We start from the raw sequence: 20,793 nt of genomic DNA, 5'->3' as shown, positions 1-20,793 counted from the left end.
AAACTTATGGCCTCCAAGAAAATGGAAGCGTTAGGGTCGGCTGTGCAGCAGGCGCTGGGCGACAAGCTCGTGCAAAGCACGCTGGCTCTGGAAGAGCTGACCATTGTATGCAAGGCGGCGGATCTGATCGCCGTGGCGACCACGCTGCGCGACCACGCCGACCTGTCTTTTGAGCAATGCATCGATTTGTGCGGTGTGGACTACAGCGCGTACCGCGACGAGGTATGGGACGGTCCGCGCTTCGCCGTGGTCTACCATCTGCTGTCGGTCAAGCACAATCAGCGCATCCGCCTGCGCGTGTTCGCCGAAGACGACGCCTTCCCGGTGGTCGCTTCGGTCGTGGGCGTCTGGAGCGGCGCCAACTGGTTCGAGCGCGAGGCGTTCGACCTGTTCGGCATCGTTTTCGACGGTCATCCTGACCTGCGCCGCATCCTGACCGACTACGGCTTCGTCGGCCATCCGTTCCGCAAGGACTTCCCGCTGTCCGGTCACGTGGAAATGCGTTACGACCCGACACAACAGCGCGTGATTTATCAGCCGGTGACCATTGAGCCGCGTGAAATTACGCCGCGCATCATTCGCGAGGAGAACTACGGTGGCTGAAATCCGTAACTACACCCTCAACTTCGGCCCGCAACACCCTGCCGCTCACGGTGTGTTGCGTCTGGTGCTGGAACTGGACGGCGAAGTCGTCCAGCGCGCGGACCCGCATATCGGCCTGCTGCATCGCGGCACCGAGAAGCTGGCCGAGAGCAAGACCTTCATTCAGTCGCTGCCTTACATGGACCGTCTGGACTACGTGTCCATGATGTGCAATGAGCACGCGTACTGTTTGTCCATCGAGAAGCTGCTGGGCATCGAAGTGCCTGAGCGGGCGCAATACATCCGCGTGATGTTCGCCGAGATCACCCGCCTGCTGAACCACTTGCTGTGGATTGGCGCGCATGGTCTCGACATCGGCGCGATGACCGTATTTCTGTACGCCTTCCGCGAACGCGAAGACTTGATGGACTGCTACGAAGCGGTGTCCGGCGCGCGTCTGCACGCGGCCTACTTCCGTCCCGGCGGCGTGTATCGCGATCTGCCGGACAGCATGCCGCAGTACACTGTCTCCAAGATCAAGAACGCCCGCGAACTGGCCCGCCTGAACGAAGGCCGCCAGGGTTCGCTGCTGGACTTCATCGACGATTTCACCAAGCGTTTCCCGACTTATGTCGACGAATACGAGACCTTGCTGACCGACAACCGCATCTGGAAGCAGCGCACCGTCGGGATCGGCGTGGTGTCGCCCGAGCGCGCGCTGAACCTGGGCCTGACCGGTCCGATGCTGCGCGGCTCCGGCATCGCCTGGGATTTGCGCAAGAAGCAGCCCTACGATGTGTATTCCAAGCTGGACTTCGATATTCCCGTGGGCGTCAACGGCGATTGCTACGACCGCTACTTGGTGCGCGTCGAAGAGATGCGCCAGTCCAACCGCATCATCCGCCAGTGCGTGGAATGGCTGCGTAAGAACCCAGGCCCGGTGATCACCGACAACCATAAAGTGGCGCCGCCTTCGCGCGAAGGCATGAAGGCCAATATGGAAGACCTGATCCACCACTTCAAACTGTTTACCGAAGGCATGCACGTGCCGGAGGGCGAGGCCTACGTGGGCACCGAGCACCCGAAAGGCGAGTTCGGCGTCTATCTGGTGTCCGACGGCGCAAACAAGCCGTACCGCATGAAGATTCGCGCGCCCGGCTACGCCCACCTTGCGGCGCTGGACGAGATGGCCAAGGGCCATATGATCGCCGACGTGGTGGCCATCATCGGTACGCAGGATATCGTGTTTGGGGAGATTGACCGCTGATGCTGTCCGCTGAATCGCTAGCCAAAATCGATCGCGAAGTCGCCAAATATCCCGCAGACCAGAAACGGTCCGCGGTGATGGGCGCCTTGCGCATCGCGCTGACTGAACGTCGCGAAGCGGGCTCCGCTCCGGAGGAGCGTTGCCTGAATACCGAGGTGATCGAATTCGTCGCCAACTACCTGCAGATTCCGCCGGTAGCCGCTTACGAAGTCGCCACTTTCTACAATATGTACGACATGAAGCCGGTTGGGCAGTACAAGATCACCGTCTGCACCAACTTGCCCTGTGCCTTGTCCGGCGGCGTCAACGCGGCTGAGTACATCTCCAAGAAGCTGGGCATCGCCATCGGCGAAACCAGCGCGGACGGCAAGTACACCTTGCTGGAAGGGGAGTGCATGGGGGCCTGTGGCGACGCGCCGGTCTTGCTGGTCAACAACCACAAGATGTGCAGCTTCATGACGCCCGAAGCAATCGATAAGAAACTGGCGGAGCTGAAATAATGGCAATCTTCGTCAATGGCGTGATTTTCGATGGCGTCGACACTTCCGATCCCAATTGCTGGCAACTGAGCGCCTACGAGGCGCGCGGCGGCTACCAGGCGCTGCGCCGCATTCTGGACAGCAAGATGGCCCAGGAAGACGTGATCGCCGAAGTGAAAAACTCCGGCCTGCGCGGCCGCGGCGGCGCGGGTTTCCCCACCGGCCTGAAGTGGAGCTTCATGCCGCGTTCGTTCCCGGGCGACAAATACGTCGTTTGCAATACCGACGAGGGCGAGCCGGGCACCTTCAAGGACCGCGACATCCTGCGCTTCAATCCGCATTCGCTGATTGAAGGCATGATCATCGCCGGTTACGCGATGGGCACCAAGGCCGGCTACAACTACATCCACGGTGAAATCTTCGCCGAATACGAGCGCTTCGAAGAGGCGTTGGATGAGGCGCGCAAAGCGGGTCTGCTGGGACAGAACATTCTGGGCTCCGGCTTCAACTTCGACCTGTTTGCCCATCATGGCTACGGCGCTTATATCTGCGGCGAGGAAACCGCGCTGCTGGAGTCGCTGGAAGGCAAGAAGGGACAACCGCGTTTCAAGCCGCCGTTCCCGGCCAGCTTCGGCCTGTACGGCAAGCCGACCACCATCAACAACACCGAATCGTTCGCCTCGGTGCCCTTCATCATCCGCGACGGCGCGCAGCCGTTCCTGGAAAAGGGCAAGCCGAACAACGGCGGCACCAAGCTGTTCTCGGTCTCCGGCCATGTGAACCGTCCGGGCAACTACGAGATCCCGCTGGGCACTCCGTTCTCCGAGCTGCTGGAAATGGCCGGCGGCATGCGCGACGGCAAGAAGCTCAAGGCGGTGATCCCGGGTGGTTCGTCCGCGCCCATTCTGCCCGCCGACGTCATGATGCAATGCACGATGGACTACGACAGCATAGCCAAAGCCGGCTCGATGCTGGGTTCCGGCGCTGTCATCGTGATGAATGAAGACGTGTGCATGATCAAGGCGCTGGAGCGTCTGGCCTACTTCTACCACGAAGAATCCTGCGGCCAGTGCACGCCGTGCCGAGAAGGCACCGGTTGGCTGTACCGTGTGATCCACCGCATCGCCAACGGCCAGGGCCGTCCGGGCGATCTGGAGCTTCTGGATTCCGTGGGCAATAACATGGCGGGCCGCACTATCTGTGCGCTGGCCGACGCCGCCGTGTTCCCGGTTCGCAGTTTCACCAAGCATTTCCGTCACGAGTTCGAGTACGCGATCGAACACGGAAAGACCTTGGTGGACCACAAATGGTGTTGAGCGATGCTTGAAATCGAAATCGACGGAAAAAAACTGACGGTCCCGCAAGGCAGCACCGTCATGGAAGCGGCCCACTCGGTGGGCACGTACATTCCGCACTTCTGCTACCACAAGAAGCTGTCCATCGCGGCCAACTGCCGCATGTGCCTGGTGGAAGTGGAGAAGGCGCCCAAGCCGTTGCCGGCTTGCGCCACCCCGGTGACCGACGGCATGAAGGTCCATACCCACTCCGACATGGCCAAGAAGGCCCAGGCGGGCGTGATGGAGTTCTTGCTGATCAACCACCCGCTGGATTGCCCGATCTGCGACCAAGGCGGCGAATGTCAGCTGCAGGATCTGGCCGTGGGCTACGGCAACTCCTCCTCGCGCTATCAGGAAGAAAAGCGCGTGGTGGTGGGCAAGGACATGGGCCCGCTGGTCTCGGCGGAAGAAATGTCGCGCTGCATTCACTGCACACGCTGCGTGCGCTTTACCGAGGAAGTCGGCGGCTTCCAGGAAATCGGCATGGCTCATCGCGGCGAGTTCTCCGAGATTCTGCCCTTCCTCGGCAAGAGCGTGGATTCGGAAATCTCCGGCAATGTCATCGATCTGTGCCCGGTGGGCGCGCTGACCTCCAAGCCGTTCCGCTACAGCACCCGCGCCTGGGAACTGTCGCGCCGCAAATCGGTCAGCCCGCACGACGGCCTGGGCTCCAACCTGATCGTTCAGGTCAAGAGCAATGAAGTGATGCGCGTGCTGCCGCTGGAAAACGAAGCCATCAACGAGTGCTGGATCGCCGACCGCGACCGCTTCTCCTACGAGGGCTTGAACTCGGCCGAGCGTCTGAAGCAGCCGATGATCAAGTTTGACGGCAAGTGGCACGAAACCGATTGGGAGACCGCGCTCAATTACGTGGTCAAGGGCCTGAACGGCGTGTCCGCCGATCACGGCAAGGACGCCATCGGTTTCCTGACCAGCCCGCACTCCACCACCGAAGAGCTGTATCTGGCGCAGAAGCTGGCGCGCGCCTTCGGCGTGGAAAGCATTGATTACCGCCTGCGCCGCAGCGACTTCGCCGCCGATGCGGCCAAGCAGGGCGCGGAATGGCTGGGCTCCAGCATTTCCGATCTGGCCGCGGCCAAGTCGGTACTGGTGGTGGGCTCCACGCTGCGCAAGGAACAGCCTCTGCTGACTTCGCGCCTCCGCACAGCGGCCAAAAAAGGCAGCGAGCTTAATATTATCCACGTTGCCGACGACGACCTGCTGATCAAGATCAACGCCAAGCTGATCGTGTCGCCGCTGGCGCTGGTCAACGGCTTCGCCCAGGTGCTGAAGGCTGTGTCGGAAATCAAGGGCGGAGAAACCTCCGTTGATCTGTCCGCGGTGGAAGTCTCCGCCGAGGCGCGCCGCATCGCCGAAAGCCTAAGCGGCGCGGAAACCGCCGCCGTGGTGCTGGGCAATGTGGCTCAGCATCATCCGGCGTTCGGCCAACTGCTGGCCGTGGCGCAGGAGATCGCGCGCCTGAGCCGCGCCAGCTTCGGCGTGCTGTCCGAGGCCGCCAACAGCGTGGGCGCGGAACTGGCGGGCGCGCTGCCGCAAGGCGCGGGCGCCAACGCCGCCGCGATGATCGCGCAGCCGAAGAAGGCTTACGTGCTGCTGAACACCGAAGTCGAGTTCGACAGCTACAACCCGCAGGCCGCCGTCGCCGCGATGAAGCAGGCCGCCACCGTGATCGCGCTGACCGCGTTCAAGGGCCAGGGTCTGCTGGATTACGCCGATGTGCTGCTGCCGATCGCGCCGTTCTCCGAGACCGCCGGCTCCTTCGTGAATATGGAAGGCAAGCTGCAGCCGTTCAACGGCGTGGTGCGTCCGTTGGGCGAAGCGCGCCCGGCCTGGAAAGTGCTGCGGGTACTGGGCAATATGCTGAATCTGTCCGGCTTTGAGTTCAACAGCGCGGAGGAAGTACGCGCCGAGCTGTTGGCCAAGGGCGACATCGCCGCGCGTCTGAACAACGCGCTGAGCCAGCTGAACGTCGCCGCTACCGCTGCTGCCGGTCTGAGCCGTATCGGCGAAGTGCCGCTGTATCAGGCCGACGCCATCTGCCGCCGCGCCAAGTCGCTGCAACAGACCCGCGATGCGGCCGAGCCGGTGGCTTCCGCTCACAGCGGCCTGCTGCAGAAGCTGGGCATTGCCGTCGACAGCACCGCATTGCTGAGCCAGGGTTCCGGCCAGGCGCGCGTGCGCATCGTCGCCGACGACAGCCTGCCGCAGGATACGGTCCGCATCGCCACCGCTCACGCGGCCACGCTGGCGCTGGGCGGCATGTTCGACGCTATCGAGATCACCCAGGGGTAAAGCATGGAGTTCTTGCAAGGTATTCTTGGCACTGACGTGGGGCTCGTGGTTTGGACCCTGTTGAAGATCATCGCCATCGTATTGCCGATGCTGCTGTGCGTCGCCTACCTGACCTATGCCGAGCGCAAGGTCATCGGCTTCATGCAGATCCGCATCGGCCCCAACCGGGTAGGCCCGCTGGGGCTGCTGCAGCCCATCGCCGACGCGGTCAAGCTGCTGATGAAGGAAATCATCCTGCCCACCAACTCCAGCAAGGGCCTGTTCCTGCTGGCGCCGGTGCTGTCCATCGCTCCGGCGTTGGCGGCCTGGGCGGTGATTCCCTTCACCGACAAGCTGGTGCTGGCCAACGTCAACGCCTCGCTGCTCTACATCCTGGCGCTGACCTCGATGGGGGTTTACGGCGTGATCATCGCCGGCTGGGCGGGCAACTCCAAGTACTCCTTCCTCGGCGCCATGCGTTCCGCCGCTCAGATCGTGTCTTACGAACTGGCGATGGGCTTCGCGCTGATCGGCGTGCTGATGGTGTCCAGCAGCCTGAACCTGGTGGAGATCGTCCAGCAGCAAGGGCAGGGCATGGCGGGCGGTTCCGTGCTGTCGTGGAACTGGCTGCCGCTGTTCCCGCTGTTCGTGGTCTACCTGATTTCCGGCGTGGCCGAAACCAACCGCGCGCCGTTTGACGTGGCCGAGGGCGAATCCGAGATCGTGGCCGGTTTCCACGTTGAGTACTCGGGCATGGCCTTCGCCATCTTCTTCCTGGCCGAATACGCCAACATGATTCTGGTTGCCGCGCTGACCTCGCTGCTGTTCCTCGGCGGCTGGCTGTCGCCGTTCCCGGCGTCCTGGGGCATTCTGGGCGCGGGCGGTTTCTTCTGGCTGGCGCTCAAGGTAGCCATGGTGCTGTTCTGCTTCCTGTGGTTCCGCGCCACCTTCCCGCGTTATCGCTATGACCAAATCATGCGTCTGGGCTGGAAGGTGTTCATCCCGGTGACCCTGGTGTGGATCCTGGTGGTGGGCGTCTGGATGATGACCCCGCTGTCCTTGTGGCACTGAGACGGGGATAGGTGAAAAGATGAATTCGATCCGAAACTTTTTCAAGACCTTCCTGCTGGTGGAGCTGGTCAAGGGCCTGATGGTCACTGGCCGCTACTTCTTCGCCCGCAAGATCACGGTTCAGTTCCCCGAAGAGAAGACGCCGATTTCGCCGCGCTTCCGCGGCCTGCACGCTCAGCGCCGCTACGCCAACGGCGAAGAACGCTGCATCGCCTGCAAGCTGTGCGAGGCGGTGTGCCCGGCGATGGCGATCAGCATCGAGTCCGAACAGCGCGATGACGGCACCCGCCGCACCACGCGCTACGACATCGATCTGACCAAGTGCATCTTCTGCGGCTTCTGCGAGGAAGCCTGTCCGGTGGACGCCATCGTGGAAACCCACATCTTCGAATACCACGGCGAAAAACGTGGCGATCTGTACTACACCAAGCCGATGCTGCTGGCGATCGGCGACAAGTACGAAGCCGAGATCGCCGCCAACAAGGCGGCCGACGCCAAGTATCGCTAAGGGGGGGTCATGAACTTCACAATGTTTGTCTTCTATGTTCTGTCCGCCATCCTGGTGTTCGCGGGTATCCGCGTGGTGACGGCCAAGAACCCGATTCACGCCGCACTGTTCCTGGTGCTGGCCTTCTTCAACAGCGCCGGCCTGTGGCTGCTGATGGAGGCCGAGTTCCTGGCCATCACCCTCGTGGTGGTGTATGTGGGCGCGGTGATGGTGTTGTTCCTGTTTGTGGTGATGATGCTGGACATCAACATCGAGAAACTGCGCGAGGGCTTCTGGAAGAATCTTCCGGTCGCCGCCGCCGTCGGCATCATCATGGTGTTTGAAATGGCGATGATTCTGGCCAGCCCCAGCGCCAGGCTTGACGCCTACCAGGCCGCCGCGCCGCTGGCGGCCGACTTCAGCAACGTCAAAGTGCTGGGTCGTCAGCTGTACACCACTTATCTGCTGCCTTTCGAAGTGGCGGCGGTGGTGCTGCTGCTGGCCATGGTGGCCGCCATCGGCCTGACCATGCGCAGCCGCAAGGACACCAAGGCGATTGATCCGGCGCTGCAGGTCAAGGTCAAGCGCAACGACCGCGTGCGACTGGTGAAAATGCAGGCCGAACAGCCTGCTGAAGAATCCACGGTGGAGGAGGCCTCCGAGGCCGAATCCGGTAAGCAACAGGCCTGACGGCCAATCAACATAAGGGAGGAAATGTGCTGACACTGACTCACTTCCTGGTGCTGGCCGCAATCCTGTTTGCCATCGGCGTGCTAGGCGTTTTCCTGAACCGGAAAAATCTGATCGTGCTGCTGATGGCCATCGAGCTGATGCTGCTCGCGGTGAACTTCAATTTCATCGCGTTCTCGCATTACCTGTCGGATACGGCGGGCCAGATCTTCGTATTCTTCATCCTGACGGTGGCTGCGGCCGAAGCCGCGATTGGTCTCGCCATTCTGGTGGTGCTGTTCCGCAATCTGCGCACCATCAACGTTGAAGACTTGGGCAGCCTCAAAGGCTAAGGCAAACCGGAACCTACACAAAGCACACAAGCATGGATATGAAGAGCTTATACCTGCTGATTGCACTCGCCCCGCTGGCGGGTTCCATCATTGCAGGCCTATTTGGATGGGCCATCGGCCGGCGCGCTTCGCACGTCGTGACGATAGCCGGCGTGGCGCTGTCCGCCGCGCTGTCGCTCAAGGTGCTTCACGCCTTCCTGACCGGGCAGGCTGAAGTGTTCAACGGTCCGGTTTACACCTGGCTGACAGTGGGAGGCTACGAGTTCTCGGTGGGCTTCCTGGTGGATTCGCTGACCGCGATGATGCTGGTGGTGGTGACCAGCGTGTCGCTGATGGTGCACATTTACACCATAGGCTACATGCAGGAAGACCCGGGCTATCAGCGCTTCTTCAGCTATATCTCGCTGTTTACCTTCTCGATGCTGATGCTGGTGATGAGCAACAACTTCATCCAGCTGTTCTTCGGTTGGGAAGCGGTGGGCCTGGTGTCCTACCTGCTGATCGGCTTCTGGTTCAAGCGTCCGACTGCGATCTACGCCAACCTGAAGGCCTTCCTGGTCAACCGCGTCGGCGACTTCGGCTTCCTGCTGGGCATCGGCCTGGTGTTGGCTTATTTCGGCGGCTCGCTGAATTACAGCGACGTGTTCGCCGCCGCTCCGGCGCTGGCCAGCAAGACCATCAGCCTGATTCCGGGCACCGAATGGTCGCTGCTGAGCGTGACCTGCATCCTCTTGTTCATCGGCGCGATGGGCAAATCGGCGCAGTTCCCGCTGCATGTGTGGCTGCCGGACTCGATGGAAGGCCCAACCCCGATCTCGGCGCTGATTCACGCGGCCACCATGGTGACCGCCGGCATCTTCATGGTGTCGCGGATGAGCCCCCTGTTCGAACTGTCCGACACCGCGTTGAACGTGATCATGGTCGCTGGTTCCATCACCGCGCTGTTCATGGGCTTCCTCGGCATCGTCCAGAACGACATCAAGCGCGTGGTGGCTTACTCCACGCTGTCGCAGCTGGGTTACATGACCGTGGCGCTGGGCGCCTCGGCCTACTCGGTGGCGATGTTCCATGTGATGACCCACGCCTTCTTCAAGGCGCTGCTATTCCTGGCTGCGGGTTCGGTGATCATCGGCATGCATCACGATCAGGATATGCGCAATATGGGCGGCCTGCGCAAGTACATGCCCATCACCTGGCTGACTTCGCTCTTGGGTTCGCTGGCCTTGATCGGCACGCCGTTCTTCTCCGGCTTCTACTCCAAGGACTCCATCATCGAGGCGGTGCACGCGTCCAATCTGTCCGCGGCCGGTTTCGCCTACTTCGCGGTGATCGCCGGTGTGTTCGTGACCGCCTTCTACTCCTTCCGCATGTACTTCCTGGTCTTCCATGGCAAGGAGCGCTGGATGGAGAGGAAGGACGATCATCACGACCATGGCCATGACGATCACGATCATCACCATGGCCTGGGCCCGAACGATAAGCCGCACGAGTCGCCGTGGGTGGTGACCCTGCCGCTGGTGCTGCTGGCGATTCCGTCGGTGCTGGTGGGGTACTTCGCGATCGAGCCGCTGCTGTACGGCGACTTCTTCAAGGGCGTGATCACCGTCAACCATGAACTGCACCCGGCGATGGAAGAGATCGCCCGCGAGTTCCATGGCGCCGCCGCCATGGGCGTGCATTCGCTGAGCACGCTGCCGCTGTGGCTTGCGCTGGCCGGCGTGGCCACCGCCTGGTTCTTCTATATGAAGGCGCCGCAGATTCCGGCTGCCATCAAGCAGAAGTTCAGCCTGGTGAACAAGGTCCTGGAAAACAAGTACTACCTGGACGAGATCTATTTCGCCGTGTTCGCCAAGGGCTCTCGGGCTCTGGGCACCTTCTTCTGGAAGGTGGGCGACATGTTGCTGATCGATGGTCTGGTAGTGAACGGCACCGCCAAGCTGGTGGCGACGTTCTCCGGCTTCATCCGCCGCGCGCAAACCGGCTTCATCTACAGCTACGCCACCGCGATGATCATCGGGGTGCTGGCGCTGATGACGATGTGGTTCTGGCCGCTGATCTGGCGTTGAGCCCGGACTCCGGGATTGGAATAACAACTTGGGTTTGACTATGTTCACAAATCTATTGACTCTGGTGATCTGGGCCCCGATAGCGGCCGGGTTGCTGGTGCTGGCAACCGGGGGCGATCAGCGGGCCACGCTGGCGCGCTGGCTGGCCGCGGCGGGGGCCCTGGCGGGCTTCCTGCTGTCGCTGCCGCTGTTCACTGAATTCAACAATCTCAGCGGCGGCATGCAGTTCGTCGAGATGAAGCCGTGGATCGAATCCCTCGGCATCAACTACCACTTGGGCGTGGACGGCATTTCCATGCTGTTCGTGGTGCTCAACAGCTTCACCACCTTGCTGGTGGTGGTGGCCGGCTGGCAGGTGATCCAGAAGCGCGTGTCGCAGTACATGGCCGCCTTCCTGATCATGTCCGGCTTGATCAACGGCGCTTTCGCCGCGTTGGACGCCATCCTGTTCTATGTCTTCTTTGAAGGCATGCTGATTCCGATGTACCTGATCATCGGCGTCTGGGGCGGCCCGCGTCGCGTGTACGCGTCGATCAAGTTCTTCCTTTACACTCTGCTAGGCTCGCTGCTGATGCTGGTGGCCTTGATCTACCTGTACTTCCAGGCCGGCAAGTCCTTCGACATCCAGGCTTTCCACGACATCGCCAAGATCCCGCTGACGGTGCAGATCCTGCTCTTCGTCGCCTTCTTCCTGTCCTTCGCGGTGAAGGTGCCGATGTGGCCGGTGCACACCTGGTTGCCGGACGCCCACGTGGAAGCGCCAACCGGCGGCTCCATGGTGCTGGCCGCGATCACGCTGAAGATCGGCGCCTACGGCTTCCTGCGGTTCGTGCTGCCCATCCTCCCCGACGCCGCGCGCGAGCTGTCCGGCGTGATGGTGGCGCTGTCGCTGGTGGCGGTGGTTTACATCGGTCTGGTGGCGCTGGTGCAGTCCGACATGAAGAAGCTGGTGGCTTATTCGTCTATTTCGCACATGGGCTTCGTCACTCTGGGTCTGTTCCTGTTCACCGGTTCCGAACTGAACCAGTGGGCGGTTGAAGGCGCGCTGGTGCAGATGGTGTCCCACGGCTTCGTGTCCGCCGCGATGTTCTTCTGCATCGGCGTGATGTACGACCGCGTGCACAGCCGCAATATCGCCGACTACGGCGGCGTGGCCAACAAGATGCCGATCTTCGCGGCCTTCATGATGCTGTTCGCCATGGCCAACTCCGGTCTGCCGGCCACCTCCGGCTTCGTCGGCGAGTTCATGGTGATCATGGGCGCGGTGCAGGTGAACTTCTGGTACGCGGCCTTGGCCGCCACCACGCTGATCTTCGGCGCGGCCTATACCTTGTGGATGTACAAGCGCGTGATCTTCGGCGATGTGGGCAACAGCCATGTGGCGGAGCTGTCCGACGTCAACAAGCGCGAATTCCTGGTGCTGGCCATCCTGGCCATCGCGGTGCTGGGCATGGGCCTGTATCCGCAAGCCTTCGTCGAGAAAATGCACCTGTCGGTCAATGACCTGATCCTGCATGTCTCGCAGAGCAAGCTGTAAGCGCGGAAGGAATGGAAACAATGAATTGGGCTGATCTCAACCTGATACCGGCAATCCCCGAGATGTTCCTCGCCGGCGCGATCCTGTTCGTGCTGATGGCGGACCTGTTCGTTTCGGACGAAAAGCGCGGCATCACCCTGGGCCTGACCCTGCTGACCCTCTTGGGCGCGGCGGTGACGCAGGTGATGACTTTCTCTTCGCAGCCGGTCGTGACTTTCTCCGGCATGTTCGTCGCGGATCCGATGGGCGGCGTGGTCAAGCTGGCCATGTACGCTGTGACCGCCATCGTGCTGATCTACAGCCGGCAGTACACCGCTGATCGCCAGCTGTTCAAGGGCGAGTATTTCTCGCTGGCGCTGTTCGCTTTGCTGGGCATGAACCTGATGGTGTCGGCTTCGCATTTCCTGACCCTGTATATGGGCCTGGAACTGCTCTCGCTGGCGCTGTACTCGCTGATCGCTCTGCAGCGCGAGTCCGTTAAGGCCACCGAAGCGGCGATGAAGTACTTCGTGCTGGGCGCGCTGGCCTCCGGCCTGCTGCTCTACGGCATTTCCATGGTCTACGGCGCCACTGGTTCGCTGGAACTGGCGACGGTAGCCAAGTCCATCGCCGCGCATAAGGCCAACGACGTGCTGCTGGTCTTCGGTCTGGTGTTCATCGTGGCCGGCCTGTCCTTCAAGCTGGGCGCTGTGCCGTTCCACATGTGGGTGCCGGACGTTTACCACGGCGCGCCGACTTCGGTGACGCTGATGGTGGGCGCGGCCCCCAAGCTGGCGGCCTTCGTCTTCACGCTGCGCATCCTGGCTCAGGGCCTGGACGCGCTGGTGGCGGACTGGCAACTGATGCTGGTGATCGTGTCCGCGCTGTCGATGGCGATCGGCAACGTAACCGCTATCGTGCAGACCAACATCAAACGGATGCTGGCTTACTCGACGATCTCGCACATGGGCTTTCTGCTCTTGGGTGTCCTGGCGGGCACCAAGGTGGGCTACTCGGCGGCGCTGTTCTACGCGCTGAGCTATGTGCTGATGTCGCTGGTCAGCTTCGGCATGCTGCTGGCCCTCTCGCGCGCCGGTTTCGAGTGCGAGAAGGTTGAGGATCTGAAGGGCCTGAACAGCCGCAACAGCTGGTATGCGCTGCTGATGCTGCTGACCATGTTCTCCATGGCCGGCATTCCGCCGCTGGTGGGCTTCTACGCCAAGTTCGCGGTGATCAAGGCTATCGTGGATATCGGCATGATCAAGCTGGCCATCTTCGCGGTGCTGATGTCGGTGATCGGCGCGTTCTACTACCTGCGCGTGGTCAAGACCATGTATTTCGACGATGCCGAAGACCGCAGCGATATCGTGGTGCGCGGCGATATGAAGCTGGTGCTGTCGCTGAACGCGCTGGCCTTGCTCGTCATCGGCCTGCTGCCGGAGCGCGCGCTGGAGTTGTGCCTGCAAGTCGTGCGTCAATCGCTTACCGTGATTTAAGGCCGCCATACCATGCAATCCAGCGTCATCGCTTTGCTGATCATCGCCTTGGCGGCGGCCAACCTGCCGTTCTTGACCCAGAAAGTGGGCGGCGTGTGGAAAGTGGCCAATAAGCATTTTGGCTGGCGCTTTCTGGAACTGATGGCGCTGTATCTGCTGGTGGGCGGCTTCGCCTACCTGCTGGAAAGCCGGTTGATGCCGGTGCAGCCGCAGAATTGGCAGTTCTATGTGACGACCTTGTCCTTGTTCCTGGTGTTCGCGTTTCCGGGTTACGTCTACCGCTATTTCTGGCGGCGACGGGCCTAGCGCGAGCCGGGTGGACGCAATACGCAGCGCGGACGGGGTTTCCCCGTCCGCGCTGTTTTTTTGGGGAGAGCGGCGGCGCGCGCCAAGCCGCAAAATGCAGAGAAGGGGGAATGGAATGTTGAAAGTGATCGCTCAGGACTTCATTCAGCCGGACCGGGTGGCCGAGGTGATGCCGCTGTATCGGGAACTGCTGGCGAAGACGCGGCAAGAGCCGGACTGCATCCGCTATGAGCTGTTCATTGACCAGAAAGACCCCGGCCATTTCGTCTTCATCGAAACCTGGCCGGACCGTGCGGCCTTGGACCGTCATTGCGCCACCGAGCATTTCCAGCGGCTGGTGCCGCAGATAGACAGCCGTCAGCGGCAGGCTGGCACTTTCTTGCTGATGGACGCGTTCGCCGAGGTCTGACGGAGAAGGGCGCCGCTGTGCGGCGCCCTGATAGAGTGAGGCTTGTGGACTTAGTAGAAACGCGCCTCGCCTTGCGGCCGGCTCTTGAAGCGCTTGTGCAGCCAGAAGTACTGGTCCGGGATTTCGCGGACGCGTTGTTCCAGGAAGGCGTTCATGCGGCGAGTGTCGGCCTCCACGTCTTCGCTGGGGTAATCGTCCCAGGGCGGGTAGAACTCCAGCTCGAAGCGGTTGCCCACCCGTCGGGCGATGGCCGGGACGACTTTGGCGCGCGCCAGCTTGCTGATGCGGGACAGGCCGGTGATGGTGGCGGCCTTGACGCCGAAGAAGTCGACGAATACCGAGTCGCGCACCCCAAAGTCTTGATCAGGCAAGTAGAGGAAGGGGGCGTGGTCCTTGCGCATTGCCTTGATGATGGGGCGCAGCCCTTCCTGACGAGACACGATGTAGGCGTTGTCGTAGCGTTGGCGGCCTTTATAGATTTGGCGGTCCAGAGCTTCGTTCTTCTGGTGGGAGTAGACGCTAACCAACGGGATGTGCTGGTTCAGCGAATACACGCACATTTCGAAACCGACGAAGTGAGGGTAAAACAGGATCACGTCTTCGCCGCGCTCGCGCAGCTCGGTGACGTAGTGCAGGTTTTTGATCTCGACCAGCTTGTCGATGCGAGCGGCCGAACTCCACCAGACCACGCCGTACTCAAGCACCATGCGTATCATGTGCTGGAAATTGCGGCGGATGAGCCGGCGGCGTTCCGCCAACGGCATGTCGGGGAAGCATAGCCTCAGATTGATCATGCCGACGCGGCGGCGGCCATGTGCCAGGCAGTAGGCGATATTGCCCAGGCCGCGGGCCAGCAGGCCGATCGCCCACATCGGCAGCAGGCGGATCAACCACAGCAGGGAAAAAGCGAATTTCATAGGTTTCCTTGTCGAGAAGCTCGAACAACCCGCCGCGCGTCCTGGGCGAGAGTGTTCCGAGCCTCTCTGTTATTGCGTGTCCGGCCGGCTGACGCCAGGCGGGCATTTATAGCGGTTATAGCTCCACAGGTATTGGCTGGGGAAGCGGCGAATCAGCGCTTCCACCTGGGCGTTGAGCTGAGCGGCGTCCTGCTCCTTATCGCCGCTGAACGCTTGCGCGGGCGGTTCGATGTGAACGCGGAAGCCTTGGCCGCAAGGCAGGCGCTCGCCGACGAAGAACAGCGTCTCCACGCCGCTGATCTGAGCCAGCCGCGGCACCAGAGTCATGGTGTAGGCCGGACGCTCGAAGAACGGCGCCCACACGCCTTCGCCGTTGCCGGGCACTTGATCCGGTAGGATGATGGTGGCTTCGCCGGATTTCAGCGCTTTCATAAGCACGCGAACTCCGGCGCCGGTGGCCGGCGCGGTCCTGCCCTTGCCGCGGGCGCGGCCGGCCTGCATCACCGGTTCCAGCCAGGCGAGCTTGGGAGGGCGGTACATCGCGGTCAGCGGAAACGGCAGCCGCGAGCTGATATAGCGGCCGGCGATGTCGTAGCTGCCCAGGTGCGGAGTGACGAAGACGATGCCGTGGCCTTTGGCCAATGCCGCCTCGACGTGCTCCCAGCCGGTGCACGACTTGACCATGGCGGCGATGTCGTCCGGCTCGCGGCACCAGGCGATGGCCAGTTCCAGCGCGCCCTTGCCGGTTTCCGCGGCGCTTTGTTTGACTAAACGCGGTAAAAGCTGATAATTTCCACAGATTTTACTAGAACTTAGGTTCTCCCGGAGCCGTGCTCTGTAGCGGGGGGACGCATGATAAGTCAGTCGTCCAAGAACGGCACCTAGGCCTTGTAGCCAGGATAAAGGCAGGTGCGCCAGGAAAGACAGCAATAAATGGACTAGCTTAGACATATGAAGCTCAGTCTTGGTCTTAAAGCGACCTATTTTATCATCACAAGGTTTTGCATTTTTCGGGAACGAATAATAAATGAGCGAATATCTGTTTACATCTGAGTCGGTGTCGGAAGGGCACCCGGACAAAGTCGCCGATCAGATCTCCGACGCCATCCTTGACGCCATTCTGCGCGAGGACAAGCACGCGCGCGTCGCCGCCGAGACCCTGGTGAACACCGGCCTGGTCGTGCTGGCCGGAGAAATCACCACCAGCGCCAATATCGACTACATCAAGATCGCCCGCGAGACCATCAAGCGCATCGGTTACGACGATTCCGCGTTGGGTTTCGACTTCCGCGGCTGCGCGGTGATGGCTTGCTACGACAAGCAGTCGCAGGACATCGCCCAAGGCGTCAATGAAGGCGAAGGCCTGGATTTGAATCAGGGCGCCGGCGACCAGGGCCTGATGTTCGGCTACGCTTGCGACGAAACGCCGACGCTGATGCCGTTCCCGATCTACTACGCGCACCGCTTGGTGCAGCGTCAGGCCGAGTTGCGCAAGGACGGCCGCCTGCCGTGGCTGCGTCCGGACGCCAAGAGCCAGATCACTTGCGTATACGACGGCTCCACCGGCCTGCCCAAGCGCATCGACACCGTGGTGCTGTCCACCCAGCACACCCCGGAAATTGATCACAAGACGCTGACCGAGGCGGTGATTGAGGACATCATCAAGCCGGTGCTGCCGCCGGAGATGATTACCCCGGAAACCAAATTCCTGATCAACCCGACCGGCCGTTTCGTCATTGGCGGCCCGATGGGCGATTGCGGTCTGACCGGCCGCAAAATCATCGTCGACACCTATGGCGGCGCGGCGCCGCACGGCGGCGGCGCTTTCTCCGGCAAGGATCCGTCCAAAGTGGACCGTTCCGCCGCCTATGCCGGCCGCTACGTGGCGAAGAACATCGTTGCCGCGGGCCTGGCGCGCCAGTGCCAGATCCAGGTTTCCTACGCCATTGGCGTGGCCGAGCCGACCTCCATCGCGGTGGACACCTTCGGCACCAACTCGATTCCGAACGAAAAGATCGTGGAGCTGGTGAAAAAGCACTTCGACCTGCGTCCCAAAGGCATTATCCAGATGCTGGATCTGCTGCGCCCGATCTACAGCAAGACCGCCGCTTACGGCCACTTTGGCCGCGAAGAGCCGGAATTCAGTTGGGAGCGCACCGACAAGGTGGAGGCGCTGCGCGCCGACGCCGGCCTGTAAGCCGCGCACGGCTTCGCATCAAGAAACGCCTGTCCGCGGACAGGCGTTTTTTTTTGCCTCTTGCTAGAGGGCCGCGCTCAGGAGGCAGGCATTCTTGCCGGCGGCCTTGACCGCGTACAGAGCCTGGTCCGCTGCCTGGTAGAGCTGGGGCGGGGCGCCGGCGTGTTCAGGGAAGAGTGCGATGCCGCAGGAAAAAGTGGCGCAGAAGCTGTCGTCGCCGGCGCCGTGCGGCAGCCGCTCGAAGGCGGCGCGCCAGGCTTCGGCGCGGCGCAAGGCCTGTTCGCCGCCAGCGCCGGGCATCAATACCAGGAACTCCTCGCCGCCCAGCCGGCAGATCATGTCTGCTCCGTTGCCGTCGGCGTCCAGCAAAGCTGCGAGCCGGCGCAAGACCTGGTCGCCGTGGAAGTGGCCGAAACTGTCGTTGATGCGCTTGAAATCATCTAGGTCGATCAAGGCGATGGCCAGCGGAATGCCGTCGCGGCGGGCGCGGCTCAGCTCGCGCGGAAAGATCTCATCCAGATAGCGGCGGTTGTACAGGCCGGTCAGCGGATCGCGCAAAGCCTGTTCGCGCAGCGCCGCCTGCAAGGATTCGATTTCGGCGATGCGCAAGGCCAGGGTTTGATTGGCGCTGCGCAGCGCTTCCTCCGCCTGACGCCGCTCGGTGATGTCGCGCAGCACCAGCATGCGGCTGGAGTGCGGCTTGCTTTGTTGGGTGATCGGATAGACCCGCAGGTCCAGGATGCGCAAGCCGTCCTGCAGCGACAATTCCAGTGGCTGCTCCTGGCTGGACAGGAGCTGGGCATGTGGCCAGTCGGCCGGCAAGGGCCGGCCCAATAGCTGTCGACCCGGCAGACCCAGCAGCCGCGCCGCGGCTGGGTTGAGGTCCAGGATGCGGAACTTGTCGTCTATCACCAGCACTCCGTCTCCCATGGCTTCGAAAGAGCGCGCGCGCGCCACCGGCACCAGATAGAGCAGACGCAGGTAGAGCAGATCCAGCGCGAACACCAGGCCGGTCACGGTGAAGGAGTGGGGCGTCGGGTCCAGCCCTTGCAGCGGCATCGCGCCGCTCAGGTAGAGAATATTGCCCAGCCAGGGCGCGCAGGCGCTGATCATCAGCACGATGGACTGACCGCGAAAATGGGCCGGATAGTAGTGCAGCGCGCGGATCAGCATCAGCGAGCCGATCAGCATCATCAGGTAGGAGTAGCCGGCGACGCCGACCCAGAATGCGGGGCCGTGCCCATAGACCAGGAGGTTGTAGCCGGAGGGGCTGGGCCGGTAACTGGTCCACACCAGATGGTGGCTTTCGTTGCTGAGCGCCAGGACGAAGCAGAGCAAGGGCAGGGCGAACAGCGCCGCCAACCAGCGCCGGCTCAGCTGAATGCGGTTGTAGTCCAGCGCCAGCAGCAGGAACAGCACCGGCGTGCTCAGCGTGCCGAGGTATTCCAGTTTGGACCAGGCGATTTTGGCGGACAGGCTGGCGGCGGCCAGCTCGCACATGGCGCCGGCGGCCCAGAACGCCACCGAACTCATCAGCAGCGCCAGCCACCGCACGCCAGGAAACTGGCGGCGATACCAGGCAATGGCGGCGATAGCGGTTGAAATCAGCGCGGCGATCCCGGACAGGGCGGCCAGCGGGGTGAAGTCGAAAGTCATGGGGCGACGATGGATCGGCAAGCCGGTAGTGTATCTTCTTGGCATGCAGACTCCTACCTTTTCCGAGCGGCATAGGTATAATCGAAACGTCGCCGTCCGCGTGTCCACGCCGCCGGTGGCCGGTCGGCCCGAGGGGCGCTGCGAGGATGATCCATCCCCAGGCTCGGGCCGCTCCCGTTTCAACGGCGCTCACCTGATCAAAACCGTGCCGGGCACGGGAGCGGGTGAGCCGCATCCTGGCCGGCTGCGTGAACTAAGGAATGCTCGCGATGGCTGATTTCACCGATTTTCATGTTGCCGATATTAATTTGTCCGCCTGGGGCCGCAAGGAACTGGCGATTGCCGAAACCGAGATGCCGGGCCTGATGGCCTTGCGCGATGAGCACCGGCATAGCCAGCCGCTGCGCGGCGCGCGTATTGCCGGCAGTCTGCACATGACGATCCAGACCGGGGTTTTGATTGAAACCCTGGTGGCGCTGGGCGCGGAAGTGCGCTGGGCCTCTTGCAATATCTTCTCCACCCAGGACCACGCCGCCGCCGCCATCGCCGCGGCCGGTATCCCGGTGTTCGCCTTCAAGGGCGAGAGCCTGGACGAGTATTGGGAGTTCAGCCACAAGATCTTCGAATGGCCGGAGCATGAGCCGGCCAATATGATTCTGGACGACGGCGGCGACGCCACCTTGCTGCTGATGCTGGGCAGCAAGGCGGAAACCGATCGCGGGGCGATCAGTCATCCGTCCAACGAGGAAGAGACCGCGTTGTTCGCCGCCATTGCCCGCTATCTGCAGAAAGATCCGCAGTGGTACTCCAAGCGGCTCAAGCACATCAAGGGCGTGACCGAGGAAACCACCACCGGCGTGCATCGCCTGTACCAGCTGGAGAAGGAAGGCCGCTTGCCGTTCCCGGCCTTCAACGTCAATGATTCGGTCACCAAGTCCAAGTTTGACAACCTCTATGGCTGCCGTGAATCGCTGGTGGACGGCATCAAACGGGCCACCGATGTGATGGTGGCCGGCAAGGTGGCGGTGGTGCTGGGTTACGGCGACGTGGGCAAGGGGTGCGCGCAGAGCCTGCGCGGCCTGGGCGCCACGGTGTGGGTGACCGAGGTGGACCCGATTTGCGCGCTGCAAGCGGCTATGGAGGGCTACCGCGTGGTGCGCATGGACGAGGTGGCCGATCAGGCCGACATCTTTGTCACCGCCACCGGCAATGTCGGCGTGATCACTCACGAACACATGAAGAAGATGCGCAATAACGCCATCGTCTGCAATATCGGCCATTTCGACAGTGAGATCGAGGTTGCCAGCCTGCGCCAGTACCAGTGGGACAATATCAAGCCGCAGGTGGACCACATCATCTTCCCAGACGGCAAGCGAGTGATCCTGTTGGCCGAAGGCCGCCTGGTCAACTTGGGCTGCGCCACCGGCCACCCTAGCTTCGTGATGTCCAATTCCTTCACCAACCAAGTGCTGGCCCAGGTGGAAATTTTCGCCAACGGCCAGCAATACGGCAAGCAGGTGTATGTGCTGCCCAAACATCTGGACGAGAAGGTGGCACGCCTGCATCTGGCCCGCATCGGCGCCCGGCTGACCGAGCTGTCCGACGAGCAGGCCGCCTACATCAGCGTGCCCAAACAAGGCCCTTATAAGCCGGATCACTATCGTTATTGATTTTTATAACGATAGAAAAACGG

Annotated in this window: 19 protein-coding genes and 1 riboswitch; of the genes, 16 read left to right on the top strand and 3 right to left on the bottom strand. The window is 62.0% G+C overall.

Annotated features, from left to right (window positions below; genetic code table 11):
- Window positions 1–6: 6 nt before the first annotated feature.
- The 14 genes from MOV80_RS06465 (at window position 7) to MOV80_RS06400 (ending at window position 14,330) form a co-directional block, all read left to right on the top strand.
- Window positions 7–603: an NADH-quinone oxidoreductase subunit C gene (locus MOV80_RS06465; protein WP_019103470.1), complete on the top strand. Its 597-nt coding sequence runs from the start codon at window positions 7–9 to the stop codon at window positions 601–603.
- Complete coding sequence (locus MOV80_RS06460) at window positions 596–1,849, top strand: NADH-quinone oxidoreductase subunit D (protein WP_019103469.1); 1,254 nt, start codon at window positions 596–598, stop codon at window positions 1,847–1,849. Before MOV80_RS06465 ends, MOV80_RS06460 begins: the two co-directional genes overlap by 8 nt.
- Entirely contained in the window at window positions 1,849–2,349 is a 501-nt protein-coding gene (gene nuoE / locus MOV80_RS06455) for an NADH-quinone oxidoreductase subunit NuoE (protein WP_019103468.1), read from the top strand. The genes MOV80_RS06460 and nuoE overlap by 1 nt, the downstream gene beginning before the upstream one ends.
- A complete protein-coding gene (gene nuoF, locus MOV80_RS06450) occupies window positions 2,349–3,644 on the top strand; it encodes an NADH-quinone oxidoreductase subunit NuoF (protein ID WP_019103467.1) in 1,296 nt (431 codons plus the stop codon). Before nuoE ends, nuoF begins: the two co-directional genes overlap by 1 nt.
- 3 nt (window positions 3,645–3,647) lie before the next feature.
- Window positions 3,648–5,978 (top strand): NADH-quinone oxidoreductase subunit NuoG, encoded by a 2,331-nt coding sequence (gene nuoG / locus MOV80_RS06445; RefSeq protein WP_249604938.1) that lies wholly within the window; start codon window positions 3,648–3,650, stop codon window positions 5,976–5,978.
- A gap of 3 nt (window positions 5,979–5,981) precedes the next feature.
- On the top strand, window positions 5,982–7,028 hold the full coding sequence (gene nuoH / locus MOV80_RS06440; RefSeq protein ID WP_249604937.1) for an NADH-quinone oxidoreductase subunit NuoH: 1,047 nt from the start codon (window positions 5,982–5,984) through the stop codon (window positions 7,026–7,028).
- Between the two features lie 19 nt (window positions 7,029–7,047).
- Window positions 7,048–7,536 carry an NADH-quinone oxidoreductase subunit NuoI gene (gene nuoI / locus MOV80_RS06435; protein ID WP_019102197.1) on the top strand — a complete coding sequence of 163 codons (489 nt, stop codon included), beginning with the start codon at window positions 7,048–7,050 and terminating at the stop codon, window positions 7,534–7,536.
- A gap of 9 nt (window positions 7,537–7,545) precedes the next feature.
- Window positions 7,546–8,205, top strand: coding sequence for an NADH-quinone oxidoreductase subunit J (locus MOV80_RS06430; protein ID WP_039755352.1), 660 nt, complete (start codon window positions 7,546–7,548; stop codon window positions 8,203–8,205).
- Between the two features lie 26 nt (window positions 8,206–8,231).
- Entirely contained in the window at window positions 8,232–8,537 is a 306-nt protein-coding gene (gene nuoK / locus MOV80_RS06425; protein ID WP_019102195.1) for an NADH-quinone oxidoreductase subunit NuoK, read from the top strand.
- A gap of 32 nt (window positions 8,538–8,569) precedes the next feature.
- Window positions 8,570–10,603 carry an NADH-quinone oxidoreductase subunit L gene (gene nuoL / locus MOV80_RS06420; RefSeq protein WP_107731529.1) on the top strand — a complete coding sequence of 678 codons (2,034 nt, stop codon included), beginning with the start codon at window positions 8,570–8,572 and terminating at the stop codon, window positions 10,601–10,603.
- Window positions 10,604–10,643: 40 nt separating this feature from the next.
- Window positions 10,644–12,140, top strand: coding sequence for an NADH-quinone oxidoreductase subunit M (locus tag MOV80_RS06415; RefSeq protein WP_019103712.1), 1,497 nt, complete (start codon window positions 10,644–10,646; stop codon window positions 12,138–12,140).
- A 20-nt stretch (window positions 12,141–12,160) separates the two neighbouring features.
- Window positions 12,161–13,615: an NADH-quinone oxidoreductase subunit NuoN gene (gene nuoN / locus MOV80_RS06410; RefSeq protein WP_118268272.1), complete on the top strand. Its 1,455-nt coding sequence runs from the start codon at window positions 12,161–12,163 to the stop codon at window positions 13,613–13,615.
- A 12-nt stretch (window positions 13,616–13,627) separates the two neighbouring features.
- Complete coding sequence (locus tag MOV80_RS06405) at window positions 13,628–13,921, top strand: DUF2818 family protein (protein WP_019101978.1); 294 nt, start codon at window positions 13,628–13,630, stop codon at window positions 13,919–13,921.
- A gap of 115 nt (window positions 13,922–14,036) precedes the next feature.
- Complete coding sequence (locus MOV80_RS06400; protein ID WP_043590767.1) at window positions 14,037–14,330, top strand: putative quinol monooxygenase; 294 nt, start codon at window positions 14,037–14,039, stop codon at window positions 14,328–14,330.
- A 50-nt stretch (window positions 14,331–14,380) separates the two neighbouring features.
- Here MOV80_RS06400 and MOV80_RS06395 read toward each other — a convergent pair whose 3' ends face one another.
- Together MOV80_RS06395 and MOV80_RS06390 are read right to left on the bottom strand one after the other, a co-directional pair.
- Entirely contained in the window at window positions 14,381–15,247 is an 867-nt protein-coding gene (locus tag MOV80_RS06395) for a lipid A biosynthesis lauroyl acyltransferase (RefSeq protein WP_081554819.1), read from the bottom strand.
- A gap of 69 nt (window positions 15,248–15,316) precedes the next feature.
- Window positions 15,317–16,198 carry a lysophospholipid acyltransferase family protein gene (locus MOV80_RS06390; RefSeq protein WP_249604936.1) on the bottom strand — a complete coding sequence of 294 codons (882 nt, stop codon included), beginning with the start codon at window positions 16,196–16,198 and terminating at the stop codon, window positions 15,317–15,319.
- A 76-nt stretch (window positions 16,199–16,274) separates the two neighbouring features.
- Between MOV80_RS06390 and metK the strand changes: the two genes are divergently transcribed.
- Window positions 16,275–17,444, top strand: a complete 1,170-nt coding sequence (gene metK / locus MOV80_RS06385) for a methionine adenosyltransferase (protein WP_118268271.1) — start codon at window positions 16,275–16,277, stop codon at window positions 17,442–17,444.
- Window positions 17,445–17,507: 63 nt separating this feature from the next.
- Here the strand turns inward: metK and MOV80_RS06380 are convergent, their stop codons facing one another.
- Window positions 17,508–19,145 carry a histidine kinase N-terminal 7TM domain-containing protein gene (locus MOV80_RS06380; RefSeq protein ID WP_107731530.1) on the bottom strand — a complete coding sequence of 546 codons (1,638 nt, stop codon included), beginning with the start codon at window positions 19,143–19,145 and terminating at the stop codon, window positions 17,508–17,510.
- Window positions 19,146–19,224: 79 nt separating this feature from the next.
- Window positions 19,225–19,298: riboswitch (S-adenosyl-L-homocysteine riboswitch) on the top strand.
- A 62-nt stretch (window positions 19,299–19,360) separates the two neighbouring features.
- On the opposite strand from MOV80_RS06380, the gene ahcY reads away from it, so the two are divergent.
- Window positions 19,361–20,770 (top strand): adenosylhomocysteinase, encoded by a 1,410-nt coding sequence (gene ahcY / locus MOV80_RS06375; RefSeq protein ID WP_043590771.1) that lies wholly within the window; start codon window positions 19,361–19,363, stop codon window positions 20,768–20,770.
- Window positions 20,771–20,793 lie beyond the last annotated feature (23 nt).

Origin of the sequence: Chromobacterium sp. IRSSSOUMB001, assembly GCF_023507765.1 — a bacterium.
In the GTDB taxonomy this organism is placed as follows: Bacteria; Pseudomonadota; Gammaproteobacteria; order Burkholderiales; family Chromobacteriaceae; genus Chromobacterium; species Chromobacterium haemolyticum.
Note: the sequence above shows the minus strand (reverse complement) of the source record. Positions and strands in the feature narration are given on the sequence as shown.

Bases quoted from the DNA above. Each gene is read 5' to 3' on its own strand.
- MOV80_RS06465 (WP_019103470.1), top strand. From the start codon at position 7: ATGGCCTCCAAGAAAATGGAAGCGTTAGGGTCGGCTGTGCAGCAGGCG.
- metK (WP_118268271.1), top strand. From the start codon at position 16,275: ATGAGCGAATATCTGTTTACATCTGAGTCGGTGTCGGAAGGGCACCCG.
- MOV80_RS06400 (WP_043590767.1), top strand. From the start codon at position 14,037: ATGTTGAAAGTGATCGCTCAGGACTTCATTCAGCCGGACCGGGTGGCC.
- MOV80_RS06380 (WP_107731530.1), bottom strand. From the start codon at position 19,145: ATGCCAAGAAGATACACTACCGGCTTGCCGATCCATCGTCGCCCCATG.
- nuoH (WP_249604937.1), top strand. From the start codon at position 5,982: ATGGAGTTCTTGCAAGGTATTCTTGGCACTGACGTGGGGCTCGTGGTT.
- nuoI (WP_019102197.1), top strand. From the start codon at position 7,048: ATGAATTCGATCCGAAACTTTTTCAAGACCTTCCTGCTGGTGGAGCTG.
- nuoF (WP_019103467.1), top strand. From the start codon at position 2,349: ATGGCAATCTTCGTCAATGGCGTGATTTTCGATGGCGTCGACACTTCC.
- MOV80_RS06415 (WP_019103712.1), top strand. From the start codon at position 10,644: ATGTTCACAAATCTATTGACTCTGGTGATCTGGGCCCCGATAGCGGCC.
- ahcY (WP_043590771.1), top strand. From the start codon at position 19,361: ATGCTCGCGATGGCTGATTTCACCGATTTTCATGTTGCCGATATTAAT.
- MOV80_RS06405 (WP_019101978.1), top strand. From the start codon at position 13,628: ATGCAATCCAGCGTCATCGCTTTGCTGATCATCGCCTTGGCGGCGGCC.
- nuoN (WP_118268272.1), top strand. From the start codon at position 12,161: ATGAATTGGGCTGATCTCAACCTGATACCGGCAATCCCCGAGATGTTC.
- nuoG (WP_249604938.1), top strand. From the start codon at position 3,648: ATGCTTGAAATCGAAATCGACGGAAAAAAACTGACGGTCCCGCAAGGC.
- MOV80_RS06390 (WP_249604936.1), bottom strand. From the start codon at position 16,198: ATGTCTAAGCTAGTCCATTTATTGCTGTCTTTCCTGGCGCACCTGCCT.
- MOV80_RS06430 (WP_039755352.1), top strand. From the start codon at position 7,546: ATGAACTTCACAATGTTTGTCTTCTATGTTCTGTCCGCCATCCTGGTG.
- MOV80_RS06395 (WP_081554819.1), bottom strand. From the start codon at position 15,247: ATGAAATTCGCTTTTTCCCTGCTGTGGTTGATCCGCCTGCTGCCGATG.
- nuoE (WP_019103468.1), top strand. From the start codon at position 1,849: ATGCTGTCCGCTGAATCGCTAGCCAAAATCGATCGCGAAGTCGCCAAA.
- nuoL (WP_107731529.1), top strand. From the start codon at position 8,570: ATGGATATGAAGAGCTTATACCTGCTGATTGCACTCGCCCCGCTGGCG.